This is a genomic window from Rubrobacter marinus, from assembly GCF_011492965.1.
Lineage (GTDB): Bacteria > Actinomycetota > Rubrobacteria > Rubrobacterales > Rubrobacteraceae > Rubrobacter_F > Rubrobacter_F marinus.
The window spans coordinates 3,621,911-3,634,879 of the sequence record NZ_CP045121.1; the positions used below are offsets into that span (position 1 = coordinate 3,621,911).

Annotated in this window: 10 protein-coding genes, 1 tRNA gene and 3 pseudogenes; 3 read left to right on the forward strand and 11 right to left on the reverse strand. The window is 70.1% G+C overall.

Annotated features, from left to right (window positions below; all coding sequences use genetic code 11):
• Window positions 1-88: 88 nt before the first annotated feature.
• Window positions 89-162, reverse strand: a tRNA-Ile gene (locus tag GBA65_RS18590).
• A 195-nt stretch (window positions 163-357) separates the two neighbouring features.
• Between GBA65_RS18590 and GBA65_RS18595 the strand changes: the two genes are divergently transcribed.
• On the forward strand, window positions 358-864 hold the full coding sequence (locus GBA65_RS18595; RefSeq protein WP_166397826.1) for a bifunctional nuclease family protein: 507 nt from the start codon (window positions 358-360) through the stop codon (window positions 862-864).
• Between the two features lie 29 nt (window positions 865-893).
• Here the strand turns inward: GBA65_RS18595 and GBA65_RS23620 are convergent, their stop codons facing one another.
• From GBA65_RS23620 to GBA65_RS18620, 5 genes and pseudogenes are all read right to left on the reverse strand, one after another.
• Complete coding sequence (locus GBA65_RS23620; protein ID WP_207955920.1) at window positions 894-2,534, reverse strand: DUF5654 family protein; 1,641 nt, start codon at window positions 2,532-2,534, stop codon at window positions 894-896.
• 12 nt (window positions 2,535-2,546) lie between these two features.
• Window positions 2,547-4,301, reverse strand: coding sequence for an acetyl-CoA carboxylase biotin carboxylase subunit (locus GBA65_RS18605; protein WP_166397827.1), 1,755 nt, complete (start codon window positions 4,299-4,301; stop codon window positions 2,547-2,549).
• A complete protein-coding gene (locus GBA65_RS18610; protein ID WP_166397828.1) occupies window positions 4,302-4,499 on the reverse strand; it encodes a hypothetical protein in 198 nt (65 codons plus the stop codon).
• The gene (locus GBA65_RS18615) at window positions 4,496-5,065 is read right to left on the reverse strand and encodes a hypothetical protein (RefSeq protein WP_166397829.1); all 570 of its coding nucleotides are present in this window, start codon (window positions 5,063-5,065) and stop codon (window positions 4,496-4,498) included. Before GBA65_RS18615 ends, GBA65_RS18610 begins: the two co-directional genes overlap by 4 nt.
• A 26-nt stretch (window positions 5,066-5,091) precedes the next feature.
• Window positions 5,092-6,665: pseudogene (locus tag GBA65_RS18620) on the reverse strand (acyl-CoA carboxylase subunit beta).
• Between the two features lie 261 nt (window positions 6,666-6,926).
• On the opposite strand from GBA65_RS18620, the gene GBA65_RS18625 reads away from it, so the two are divergent.
• Entirely contained in the window at window positions 6,927-7,331 is a 405-nt protein-coding gene (locus GBA65_RS18625) for a hypothetical protein (protein ID WP_166397830.1), read from the forward strand.
• Between the two features lie 259 nt (window positions 7,332-7,590).
• Complete coding sequence (locus tag GBA65_RS18630; protein ID WP_166397831.1) at window positions 7,591-8,655, forward strand: Glu/Leu/Phe/Val dehydrogenase; 1,065 nt, start codon at window positions 7,591-7,593, stop codon at window positions 8,653-8,655.
• 6 nt (window positions 8,656-8,661) lie between these two features.
• On the opposite strand, the pseudogene panC reads toward GBA65_RS18630, so the two are convergent.
• The 5 genes and pseudogenes from panC to GBA65_RS24650 form a co-directional block, all read right to left on the reverse strand.
• Window positions 8,662-9,518: pseudogene (gene panC, locus GBA65_RS26800) on the reverse strand (pantoate--beta-alanine ligase).
• Between the two features lie 3 nt (window positions 9,519-9,521).
• On the reverse strand, window positions 9,522-10,418 hold the full coding sequence (panB, locus tag GBA65_RS18640; RefSeq protein WP_166397832.1) for a 3-methyl-2-oxobutanoate hydroxymethyltransferase: 897 nt from the start codon (window positions 10,416-10,418) through the stop codon (window positions 9,522-9,524).
• Window positions 10,419-10,446: 28 nt separating this feature from the next.
• Window positions 10,447-11,790 (reverse strand): annotated as a pseudogene (locus tag GBA65_RS18645) (MFS transporter).
• An 80-nt stretch (window positions 11,791-11,870) separates the two neighbouring features.
• Entirely contained in the window at window positions 11,871-12,761 is an 891-nt protein-coding gene (locus GBA65_RS24645) for a dihydrolipoamide acetyltransferase family protein (protein WP_266096519.1), read from the reverse strand.
• Window positions 12,716-12,958, reverse strand: a complete 243-nt coding sequence (locus tag GBA65_RS24650; RefSeq protein WP_228282041.1) for a hypothetical protein — start codon at window positions 12,956-12,958, stop codon at window positions 12,716-12,718. Before GBA65_RS24650 ends, GBA65_RS24645 begins: the two co-directional genes overlap by 46 nt.
• Window positions 12,959-12,969 lie beyond the last annotated feature (11 nt).

The window sequence follows — 12,969 nt, forward strand, 5'->3', positions numbered from 1 at the left end:
GTCAGGTTGGTGTCAAAAAGGGCCGGGAGCTATCCCGGCCCTTCGCTCTGTCTCAGCCCATTCCGCTTAGATAAAACGGTTTGCTTTGTGGGCCTGCCTGGACTCGAACCAGGGACCTCTTCCTTATCAGAGAAGCGCTCTAACCGGCTGAGCTACAGGCCCTTGTGCCCGGCGCCATCAGAAGGACGGCGGCTCGAACCCGGCTATTGTACAACACGGTATGGCGCGTTGCCGCATGAGGCTAGATTGAAGGGGCAAGGGTCGGGAAGTAGAATCGGTCGGCACGAAATAATCTTTTCAAGATCCGCCGCGGGAGGCCCTATCGGCGCCGGCGGTGTGAGAGGAGCGTAGAAACCAGTGAGCGCAGACGGCTTTACCCGGATGTCGATCTACGGGATAAACCTGGACCTCTTCAGCTCGAGCCCGATAGTCATCCTCAAGGTCGAGGGGGAGAACCGTTACCTTCCCATCTGGATCGGCCAGGCGGAGGCCCGTTCTATCCTGATGAAGCTCCAGAACCAGGAGTTCTCGCGCCCGCTGACCCACGACCTCGCCGCGTCCCTCGTGAGCGAGCTCGGGGGCTCGATGGAGCGCATCACGGTGACGGAGCTGAAGGACTCGACGTTCTTCGCCACGATCCACCTGCAGATCGACGGCCGCGCCGTGGAGGTGGACTCCCGGCCCTCCGACGCCATAGCGATCGCCGTGCGCACGGGTGCCGCCATCTTCGCGGCGGACGACGTGATCGAGGAGGCCGCGGTCGAGTTTCAGGACCAGGAGGCGCTGGAGGAGGCCCCCGAGGACGAGGTCGTGGACAAGTTCAAGGACTGGATGAACCGGGTCTCCCCGGAAGACTTCAAGTAGCGCGGCCGGGGCGGCGGGTCCGGCCGCCCCTATTCCTTCAGCTTGCCCAGCAGGCCCTTCTGTTCTTCCTCCAGCTTCTTCGCCCTCTCGGCGGCCCGGCTCACGGCGATGGTGGCGAAGATGACCACCACGGTTATGAGGATGGCGTAAAGAAACTGGCCCACCAGGGCGCCCCCCGCCTCACCGAAGATCGTGGTGAAGAGGTTCTGTATCGCGGTGTTCCACGCCAGCGCGGCCACGAGGCCCAGGGCCGTCGAGATCAGGCCGGAGAACTTGTCCAGAACTTCGCCCGTCACGGGTTCCTCCCCTTCTATCCGCTCTCTGCCGCGTGCTCGTCCTGCGGCCCGTACTCGGGGTAGGCCCTGATGAACTCCTCCACCGAGCCCATCCCCCACCCGACGATCACCTCCGACGTCTCGCCGGCGAAGGAGGCCCGGACCTGGGCCTCCCGGCGCACGCTGCGCCGGACGTACTCCCAGGGCGTCTCCCCGCGGCGGCGCTCGAGCGTCTCGACGTAGACGAACCGGCCGCTGGATCTTTCGCGTACCATCAAGAGGTCCACGGCCTCGCCTCCGACCTCCCCCCGAGGGGCTCCAGTACCGACACGCCCGCGCACAGACCGGCCTCTTCCCAGGGCCACCGTCCCCGTCCGCCGGCACCCCGAAGGGCGGCGCGCTGACAAACATCCTACCCTTACCCGTGGCGACGTGCAGCCCCGAGACGAACAGGCCGCCCTCCCCCACCGCCGCCAGCCCGTCGCGATGGACGTGACGCCCGCCGTCTTCTCCCTCCAACCCGCCGACGGCCATGCCGCACGGAGGCGCAGGGGCGTCAGGTCCCTGAAGGAGCGGCGCAGCGCGTAGAGGACGAGGGCGGCGCGTCCGGCGGCGTAGCCCGCCGCGGCCCGGCCGCCGATCGGAGGTCCGCCGCCTCCTCCGTGTCCACCGGGGCGGCGGGGAGGCCCTCGGGGCGCCGAAGTCCCCGTGTATCGTCTTCGCGACGATGCGCTCGCGGTGCCCGGCGAGCGCGAGCCGGCCGAGGTCCTCGGCGCCCACGCCGACCACGAGGGCGAGCGTCCCCTCCTCCAGCCCGGCCTCCCCGGCCGCGTCGGAGTCCAGGATCTCGCCTACAGCCAGAGCCTCGACCCCGCCCGGCCTCGTCCAGTCCCTCGCCCCCGCGGCCAGCGCGCGCCTGCCCAGCGAGTCCGGGTCCCCCGCGCGCGACGCGCTACCGGGCGAGAAGAAGGAGAGGTCGTCCTCCTCTATAAAGCCCTCGCCCGCAGCCCAGAGGGCGCCGGACTCCGAGAGCTCCCGGACCCCGGGCTCCCCGATCTCCGGCAGCGCGACCTCCGAGAGGCGGCGAGAGAGGAGGCGCGGCACCTCCTCCGGCGGCATGCCCAGCGAAGAAGCAGGGACCTCCGCGACGATCAGGAGGCCCCAGCGCGGGGCCGAGAAGAGGTCGGGCGCGGCGTGCGTTCCGGAGACCGCGACCCGGCCGAAGCCCTCACGGGAGGCCGCCGCCTCGACGGGGCTCTCCACGCCGGGGAGACGCGCGGCGGGGAGGGCGCGCTCGAAGGCGCGGTCCGCGTCGGCCGCGTCCGGCGCGTAGACGGCGACCTCGGCCTCTTCGCCCTCGCCGCGCCACTCGAAGTCCGCCGCGTGCTCGACCATGGCCGGGGGCCCCTACTCCAGGACTACCAGCGCGTCGCCGGGGCGGACCGCCTGGCCCGCCTCGACGAGCACCTCCGAGACCACGCCGTCTTTCTGGGCCCGGATCTCGCTCTCCATCTTCATCGCCTCCAGCAGACAAACCGGCTCGTCCACGGAGACCTCTTGCCCCTCCTCGACGAACACCTTCACGATGGTGCCCTGCATGGGGGCAGCGACGGTCCCCTCTGAGACCGCCGGCCGCTTCGCGGACCCGCCCTTCCCGCGCCGCTGCGGCGCCCCGCTGCCCACGGGCGCGGAGCCCCCGCCGGCCTCGTCCCCGTAGACCTTGACGCGGAAGAGCTTCCCGTTCACCTCGACCTCGACCTCGCGCGCCGTCTTCTCCTCCGCGCCGTCGGCCGTCGCGCCGATGCTGTGGGGCTCCATCTTCAGCCCCTCCATCCGCTCGGCGACGAAGCCCGTGGTGTAGGCCCCCTTCACGAAGACCTCGTCGTCCAGGATCGCCTCGAAGAACGGGAGCGTCGTCGCGATCCCCTCGACCCTGAACTCCGTGAGCGCCCTTCTGAGGCGCCTCAGGGCATCCGGCCGGTCCGAGCCGCGCACGATGAGCTTGGCGAAGAGCGGGTCGTACGACTCCGGGACGACGCCCGGCTCGCGCAGGGAGGAATCCACCCGGACCCCCGGGCCGCCCGGCTCCTCGTAGACGGTGACGGTGCCGGGGCTCGGAGCGAAGTTGTTGGCGGCATCCTCGGCGTTGAGGCGGACCTCGATGGAGTGTCCGCGCCAGGCGACGTCGTCCTGCGCGAAGGGCAGCTTCTCGCCGGCGGCGACGCGGACGCTCGTCTGGACCACGTCGATCCCGGTGACCTCCTCGGTGACGGGGTGCTCGACCTGCACGCGCGTGTTCATCTCCAGGAAAAAGAACTCGTCGCCCTCCACGAGAAACTCGACGGTGCCGACGTTGTCGTAGTCGACCGCGTCGGCGGCGGCGACGGCCGCGCGGCCCATCTCCTCGCGCATCGCCGGGTCGATGGCGGGGCTCGGGCACTCCTCCAGGAGCTTCTGGTGGCGGCGCTGGATGGAGCAATCCCGCTCCCCGAGGTGAGCGGCGTTGCCGTGCTTGTCGCGCACCACCTGTATCTCGATGTGGCGGGGGCCCGCGAGGTAGCGCTCGACGTAGACCGAGCCGTCCCCGAAGTACGCCTCGCCCTCGCGGCGCGCCCGCCCGTAGGCGTCTTCGGCGGCGCCCTCGCTCTCCGCGACCGCGAAGCCCTTGCCGCCGCCGCCCGCCGACGCCTTCACCGCGACGGGGTAGCCGTGCTTCTCGCCGAAGGCTCGCACCTCCTCCACGGAGGAGATCTCGCCCTCCGTCCCCGGGACCATCGGGACGCCCGCCTCCTTCATGATGCGCCTCGACTCGACCTTCGAGCCCATCGCCTCTATGGCCTCGGGGTGCGGCCCGATCCACACGAGGCCGGCTCTCTCGACGGCCCTCGCGAACGGCGCGCTCTCGGCCAGGAAGCCGTACCCCGGGTGGACGGCCTCCGCCCCGCTCCTCCGGGCGACCTCGATCAGCCCTTCGATCTTCAGGTAGCTCTCGGTCGCGGGCGCGGGGCCGACGTGGTACGCCTCGTCGGCCAGACGCGCGTGCAGGGACTCCCGGTCGGCGTCGGAGTAGACCGCCACGCTTCCTATGCCCATCTCCCTCAGCGCGCGGATTATCCGCACCGCAATCTCGCCGCGGTTGGCGACCAGAACCTTCCCGAACACCTAGACCATGCCTTCCCAACTAGAGTACGACCACAAAGAACCCGCAAGCTTCATCTCCCGGGGCGGCGCGTGTCCGAGCAGGCCCGCGAGCCTCCACCGGTCGCGCTTGGGTAGCCGGACCTCGGGGCGCTCCCTACGGAGCACCTCGAGCGCCGCCGCTATCGCCGCCGCCTCCTCGGGACCGGGCTCGGCTCTCAAGACGCGAAGATCTCGACAACGGGCACGAGCACGTACTCGAACAGCACGAACGCGAAGAAGAGCAGACCGAAGAGCCCCGCCGCGGCACCCACCACTATCAACGCGGTCCTCAGCCAGATCCTGTCCCCTCCGTCGCGATCGGCCGTGCCGCGGTAGGCGGGGCGCGACGAGGCGGGCAGACGGAGGGAGAGCCCGCACAGCGTCGCCCCGAACCCGAAGGCGAAGCCGTAGAGGGCCGTCCCGAGGTGCCCCGCCTCGGCGGTCGGGTACGAGGGCAGGCCCGCCACGTAGGTCCCGAGAAAGACGATCCCGAACATCGAGGCCAGCCCCACGAGGAAGCCGAAGAGGTTCCCCAACCCGCCGCGCTCGAGGGTTCGGCGCACCGGTAGCGTAGCGAGCACGGCGAGGACCAGACCGGCCACGAGACCCGTCATCAACACGAGCAGGCCGAGGGCGAGATCCGAGCCCAGCAGGACGAGCACGTCCAGAGCCAGAAACACGGCGACGGCCGAGATCAGGGCGGCCCGGCCCCCGCCGCTGGCGGGCAGGAGGCTGCCCCCTCTCAAGCGAGCCCAGAACCCCCCCGGACTGCTCAAAGCGGGATGTTCCCGTGCTTGCGCGGGGGGCGCTCGGGGCGCTTGGTCCGGATCATGGAGAGCGCCCTGATGAGGTACGGCCGCGTCTCCCTGGGGTCGATCACGTCGTCTATGAACCCCATCTCGGCGGCGACCATCGGGTTGTTGAAGCGCTCCTCGTAGTCCGCGATCAGCTCGGCGCGCTTCGCCTCCGGGTCCTCGGCCTCGGAGATCTGGCGGCGGAAGATGATCCCGACGGCCGCGGGAGCCCCCATCACGGCGACCTCGCCGGTCGGCCACGCGACGTTGACGTCCGCCCCGATGTGCTTGGAGTTCATGACGTCGTAGGCGCCGCCGTACGCCTTGCGCGTGATGACGGTCATCTTCGGCACGGTGGCCTCGGAGAACGCGTAGAGCAGCTTCGCGCCGTGGCGGATGATCCCGCCCCACTCCTGATCCGTCCCCGGCATGAAGCCCGGCACGTCCACGAACGTGAGGAGCGGGATGTTGAACGCGTCGCAGAAGCGCACGAACCGCGCCCCCTTCACGCTCGCGTCCATGTCCAGCGTCCCCGCGAGCACGGCCGGCTGGTTCCCGACGACGCCGATCGCGTGACCGTCGAGCCTCGCGAAGCCGACGACGAGGTTCTGCGCCCAGCCCTCCTGCACCTCGAAGAACTCCCCGTCGTCGACGACGCCCGAGATCGCCTCGCGCATGTCGTAGGGGCGGTTGTTCGAGTCGGGGACGAGGGAGGCGAGTTCCTCGTCCGCCCTTTCGGGGTCGTCCGTGGGCGGGAAGTACGGGGCGCTCTCGAGGTTGTTCTCCGGGAGGAACGAGAGGAGGTAGCGAACGTCCTCGAGACAGGTCTCCTCGTCGGGGGAGGCGAAGTGGGCGACGCCGGACTTCGTGTTGTGGGTCGCGGCACCCCCGAGGTCCTCGAAGGAGACGTCCTCGCCGGTGACGCTCTTTATGACGTCGGGGCCGGTGATGAACATGTGGCTCGTCTCCTCGACCATGAACACGAAGTCCGTGATCGCCGGCGAGTAGACCGCCCCGCCGGCGCACGGGCCCATGATCACGCTGATCTGGGGCACCACCCCGCTCGCCATGACGTTGCGATGGAAGATCTCCGCGTACCCGGCGAGGGAGACGACCCCCTCCTGGATGCGCGCCCCGCCCGAGTCGTTTATCCCACGATGGGGCATCCGGTGTTCATCGCGAGGTCCATGACCTTGCAGATCTTCTGCGCGTAGACCTCGCCCAAGGACCCGCCGAAGATCGTGAAGTCCTGGCTGAAGACGCAGACCTTCCTCCCCGAGACCTCGCCGTACCCGACGACGACCCCGTCGCCCAAAGGCTTGTTGTCCGCGAGCCCGAAGTTGTGCGAGCGGTGGACCCTGTAACGGTCGAGCTCGACGAACGTGCCCTCGTCCAGCAACAGCTCGACCCGCTCGCGAGCGGTGAGCTTGCCCTTCTCCTTCTGCCGCTCGACGGCCTTCTCGGGGGCCTGGTGCGCCGCCTCCTCCCGGAGGCGGGAGAGCCCCTCGATCTTGCCTGCGGTCGTGTTTTCGCCCAACCTCTCTTCCTGCATAGCCGAAGATTCTAGCACCACGCACCCTCGCACACCCAGCTTCTCCGCTCCCCCGGTGCGCCGGCCCGGATGCGAAGGACACGCTTGCTGCACCTATCGGACCATTGTCTAAACGCATTCGAGCGTTACTATCTTATTCGTTGTTGCGGATAGATCCTTCCGAATCGGGAGGGCGGAGACGGAGGTGAGAGCGGGGCTTTAGATGTTCGCACGTCCAGGCAGAGACAAGCAAGCAGCAGTCTTAATTTACGGAGGATAGAGTTGAAGAAGTTCACTACGGTAGCGGCGACGTTGGCGATGGTTCTCGTGGCGGCGGTCCCGGCCTACGCCCAGGACGCCACCATCGAGGGCGACGATAACAGCGAGAGCAACGAGACTTTCCTGCTCGCCGGGGACAACAGCCAGGTCGCGCTCAACGACTCCTCGCAGTCCCTCGACCAGACCGCCTTCCAGTACAACAGCCCGGTCGTCAACATCGACGGCGACGAGAACCAGGTAGCCCAGGGCGGCAACAGCGTCGAGGCGGACCAGGCGCAGTACAGCTTCAACGTCCTCTTCGGCGGCTTCAACGACGCCGACTTCGACGGCATCGACGACTCCTTCGACTACTTCATCGCGTTCGGCGACTTCGACGGCGACGGTGTCGACGACGAGCTCGAGAACTAGGACGTCGGTTCTAACGACTTTGGGGGCGTAAACGCCCTCATCGTAGAGCAGTAACCCCCGCAGGGCCGCGCCCGGGTTCGAGCGCGGCCCCTGCGGAGGCAGAAGGGGAGGGGCGGCGCCGAAGGGCGCGGCCCCTCCCTTCCTCGTCGTGTAGATCCGGGACCGCGGCGGTGGTCCGTCGCCCTTCGTGAGGGGCTTCCGCCGCGAGCGCCGGTAGTAGAATATAGGCATCATCCCCACTTCGGGAGAGGAGGCGGCCATGTCCATCTTCGAGGAGTTGGCGGAGTTCGGTTGCGAGCAGATCCTGTTCTGCCGCGATGAGGCCACGGGTCTGCGGGCGATCGTCGCGATCCACGACACCACTTTAGGTCCGGCTCTGGGCGGCTGCCGGATGTGGCCCTACGGTACCGAGGAGGAGGCGGTGACGGACGTGCTGCGCCTGTCGCGCGGGATGACCTACAAGGCCGCGGTTAGCGGGCTCGCCCTCGGGGGCGGGAAGTCCGTGATCATCGGCGATCCCGATCGGGACAAGTCCCCGGAGCTCTTCCGGGCCTTCGGCCGCTTCGTGGATTCCTTGGGCGGCCGGTACATCGTCGCCGAGGACGTCGGCACCACGCCCGAGGACATGGAGAGAGTCCGCTCCGAGACCCCCCACGTCGCCGGCCTCGACGCCGCGCGCGGCGGCTCCGGGGACCCTTCGGTCTTTACCGCCCTCGGCGTCCTCGCGGGGATGCGCGCCTGCGTCGAGGAGGTCTACGGCTCGCCCTCGCTGGAGGGCCGAACCGTGGCCGTCCAGGGCCTCGGGCACGTCGGGTACCGGCTGTGCCGTCTCCTCCACGAGGAGGGGGCGCGCCTCGTCGTCGCCGACCTGCGCCCGGACGCCGTGGCGCGCGCCGTGGGGGAGTTCGGCGCGGAGGCCGTGGAGCCCGCCGGGATCCTCTCGGTCCCCTGCGACGTCCTCGCCCCCTGCGCCCTGGGCGCCGTGGTGAGCGACGCGACGCTGCCGCACCTGCGGTGCTCCGTCGTCGCGGGGAGCGCCAACAACGTCCTCGCCGAGGGGCGCCACGGGGAAGCCCTCCGGGATCGAGGCATCCTCTACGCCCCCGACTACGTCATAAACGCCGGCGGGCTCATAAACGTCTCCGGCGAGCTGGAGGGCTACGACGAGGGGAGGGCGAGGGGGCGGGTGGCGCGCATCTACGACTCCGTCAAGAACGTCGTCGAGATCTCCAAGAGGGACGGCGTCCCGACGAACGCCGCCGCCGACCGGCTCGCCCTGGAGCGCCTCGGCGCCGGGCGGCGCCCGCTGGCGGCGGCCGGTTAGGCCGGGTTACAGCGCCAGGTTGTCTATAAGGTGGGTGCCGCCGACGGAGGCGGCGATCAGGGCGCGCGCCGGGCGCCCGTCGAGCGTGGGGAGCGGCTCCAGCGTCCCGGCGTCGACGACGGCGACGTACTGGAGCTCGACGGTCGGGTAGTCCTCGCAGACCCGGCGCATCGCCTCCGTCAGGGCCCCTGCGTCGCGCTCGCCGTCGGCGGCGAGCGACGCGCCTTCCCGGAGGGCGCGGTAGAGCGCCGCGGAGGCCTCGCGCTCCTCAGGCGAGAGCCGGGCGTTCCGGCTGCTCATCGCCAGGCCGTCGGGCTCGCGCAGGGTCGGGCCCGGCACGATCTCGACCTCGAAGAAGAGGTCGCGGACCATCCGCTGTATCACCCTGAGCTGCTGGAAGTCCTTCTCGCCGAAGTAGGCGCGATCCGGCGCCACCACGTTGAAGAGCTTGGCGACGATCGTGGCGACGCCCCGGAAGTGGCCGGGACGGACCGCGCCCTCCAGCACCCGCCGAGCTCCCCGACCTCGACGACGGTCTGCGAGCTGCTCGCGCCCCCTCCGGCGCCGTACATGGCCTCCGTCGAGGGGGCGAAGATGGCGTCGCAGCCGGCCTCTTCGAGCAGGCGGCTGTCGCGCTCGAACGGGCGCTCGTACCTGTCGAGGTCCTCCCGGGAGCCGAACTGGAGCGGGTTCACGAAAATGGAGGCGACGAAGACGTCGTTCCCGGCGCGGGCCGCGCGGGCGAGCGAGAGGTGCCCCTCGTGCAGCGCCCCCATCGTCGGGACGAGGCCGACCGTGCGCCCCTCGCGCCGCCACTTCTTCGAAAGCGCCTGCATCTCCTCCGGCGTCTCGACGATGCGCATGGGCTAGCGCACGGGGGGTTCGGCCGCGCGCGGGAGGTCCCCGTCGGCCCCGTGGCGCGCCCTCCAGCCCTCCAGCTCGTCCTCCGGCATGGACCAGCCGTGCTCCTCCACCGGGAAGGCGCCGGAGCGCACCTCCTCGACGAAGTCCCGCGTGGCTTGCGCGAGGATGGCGCGGGCCTCGGCGTAGCGCTTCACGAAGCGGAACGGCGCACGCTTCGAGAGCCCGACGAGGTCGTGGAAGACGAGGACCTGGCCGTCGCACGCGGCCCCCGCGCCGATGCCGATCGTCGGGACGGAGAGGGTCTTCGTCAGAAGCTCCGCGACCTCCCGGGTGACGGCCTCGAGCACGACGGCGGAGCAGCCGGCCTCCTGGAGGGCCAGGGCGTCCCGCAGCAGGTCTTCGGCGGCCCCGCCCGTCTTGCCCTGCACGACGCCGGAGAACCTCAGCGCGGACTGCGGGGTGAACCCGAGGTGGCCCACGACCGGGGCCCCCATCTCGATGATGGCGCGCACCGCCTCGAGGGTCGCGGGCCCCGCGCCCTCCAGCTTGACGGCGTGCGCGCCCGCGCGCATCAGGTCCGCGCCGTTCCTCGCCGCCTCGGCGACGGTCGTGTAGCTGCCGAACGGGAGGTCGGCGACGATCGGGACGCCGGGGCGCGACGACTCCTTGACCCCCCGCGCCACCGCCTCGGTGTGCCGGATCATGTCCGCCATCGTCACGGAGATGAAGTTTTCGTAGCCGAGGACGACGTTCCCCAGGGAGTCGCCGACGAGGAGGCAATCCACCCCGGCGTCGCAGCAGAGCTCGGCCGTCGGGGCGTCGTACAGCGAGATCATCGCCGCCGGCTCGCCGCGCGCCTTGGCGTCGCTGAGGACCTGTATGGGTGAGAATCTGGCCATGGCGCGAGTTTACCGCAGCGGCGCCCCGCTAGCCCCGCTCGGTCCCGCCGACCGCGGCGCCCCTCACGGCCGGCGCCTCTTCCACCTCTTCCAACCCTCGGTCGTGGCGCACGACGAGGGCGAGGATGCCGGCCGCGAAGACCGCGGCGGCGAGGAGGAGCAGGCCCGCGTAGAAGCTGCCCGTGGCGTCGCTCAGGGCCCCCACCGCGTAGGGGCCGACGAACCCGCCCAGGTTCCCGACGGAGTTGATGAGCGCGATCCCCGCCGCCGCGGCCGTCCCGCTCAGAAAGGCCGTCGGGAGCGACCAGAAGGTCGCGAGGGTGCCGTAGATGCCCAGGGAGGCGATCGTGAGCGCGGCCATCTCGACCACCGGCGAGCCCGTCGCCCCGTCAGGATCAAGCCTATCGCCGCCACGAACGCCGCGATGGCGACGTGCCGGCGCCGCTCGCCGGTCCTGTCGGAGTGTCGGGCGAGGATCACCATGCCGACGGCCCCGCCAGGTAGGGGATCGTCCCGAGCAGGCCGACCGCCAGGGTGCCGAGCCCGGAGAGATCCTCGATGATGAGGGCAGCCAGAGCGAGACCCCGTAGAGGCTGGTGACGACCCCGAAGTACACGGCCGAGAGCAGCCAGACCTTGCCGTTGAGGAGGGCCTGGCGCGTGGTGTACCCGCCGCGGTCGGCCTTGATCCCGTCCTCGCGCGCCAGGGCGCCGCTCATCCACTCGCGCTCCTCCGGCTCCAGCCAGCGGGCGTCGTTCGGGCCGTCCGGCAGGTAGTAGAGGACGACGAAGCCGAGGAGGATGGCCGGGATGCCCTCGGCGAGGAACATCACCTGCCACCCGGCGAGCCCTAGAAGTCCGTCCAGGGTCAGAAGGTAGCCCGAGAGCGGCGAGCCGATCACGCCCGCGATGGGTATGGCGGCCATAAAGTAGGCGACCCTGCGGGCGCGCTCGCGGGCGGGGAACCAGTAGGTGAGGTAGAGGATCATGCCGGGGAAGAAGCCGGCCTCGGCGACGCCGAGGAGGAAGCGAAGCACGTAGAAGCTCACCGGCCCCTGCACCAGGAACATCGCCGCCGAGATGGCGCCCCAGGTGAACATGATCCGGGCGATCCAGACCCGCGCCCCTACCCTCTCCATGATCAGGTTGCTCGGCACCTCGAAGACGAAGTACCCGATAAAGAAGATGCCCGCCCCGAGCCCGTAGACCGCGTCGCTGAAACCGAGGTCCTCGTTCATCTGCAGCGCCGCGAACCCGACGTTCACCCGGTCCAGAAACGACACGATATACAGCACGAACAGAAGAGGGATGAGGCGCAACGTCGCCTTCCGGAGCGCCCTCCGCCCCGTCTCGCCAGCCGCCGCGTTCTCCACCAGAACCTCGCCCTCTCCGTGTGCCAAGAACCGGGGGCAGGTTAGCAACCTCCTCCCGGTACCTCAACAGGGCTCCGGCCTTACCCTGCCCCAGCTTCGCGGGGAGAACCAGGGGCCCCTCCGTCCGGTCCCAACCCCTCCAGACGCCGCTTCACGGCGTTCAGGAAGCGCAGCACGGGGCCGCCGTCGGTGACGCGGTGGTCGAAGGAGACCTCCAGGTTCATCATGCTGCGGATCGCTATGGCGTCGTCCACGACCACGGGCCGCCTGACGATGGCCTCGGCGGAGAGGATCGCCACCTGGGGGTGGTTTATGATCGGGACGGAGACCACGCTCCCCAGGGCGCCTGGATTGTTGACCGTGAAGGTGCCGCCGGAGACGTCCTCGGGCGAGAGCCGGCCCTCCCGGGCGCGGCGCACGGCGTCGTCGATCCTCCGCGCGAGCCCCAGGGTGTTCAGGCCGTCGGCGTCGTGGATCACCGGCACCACGAGGCCCTCCTCGCGGTCCACCGCTATCCCGATGTTCACGCGCTTTCTGAGGACGATCCCGTCCCCGTCCCACACCGAGTTCATCACGGGGTGCTCCCTCAGGCTCTCGGCCACCGCCCCGACGACGAACGGCAGGTAGGTGAGCTTCACGCCCTCGCGCCCGGCGAACTCGCCCTTCAGGCGCTCGCGCAGGGCCACGAGCCCCGTGACGTCCGCCTCGACCATTGTCCAGGCGTGCGGTATCTCGCGCTTGCTCTCGGACATGCGGTTCGCGATGGCCCGCCGGATGCTCGTCAGCCCCACCACCCGGTCGCCCTCGTAGACCGGCGCCCTCTCCCGGGCGGGGACCTGTTCGGGTTCCATCGCGGGTGGGGCCTCCGTCGTGGCGGTTCGAGCGGCTCCGAGCCTCGCGATGTGTCCCTCCATGTCCCCCTTCGTCACCCGGCCGCCGGCGCCCGTCCCCTCGACCTCGGAGATGTCCACCCCGTGCTCCCCGGCGAGCCGCCGGACCACCGGGAGGAGCGGGTGAGGCGCAGCGTCTCCGCGCTCTGGACGCCGTGGCCGTTCGTCCGGCCGGCCGCCTGGCCGTTCCGCTTCACCGCCCCGCTCGCTACGGGCTGGGCCTCCGTGTCGGCGGCGGGGAACTCCTCTGTTGGCGTTTCGGCGGAGGGGGCCTCCATGGGCGGGGGTT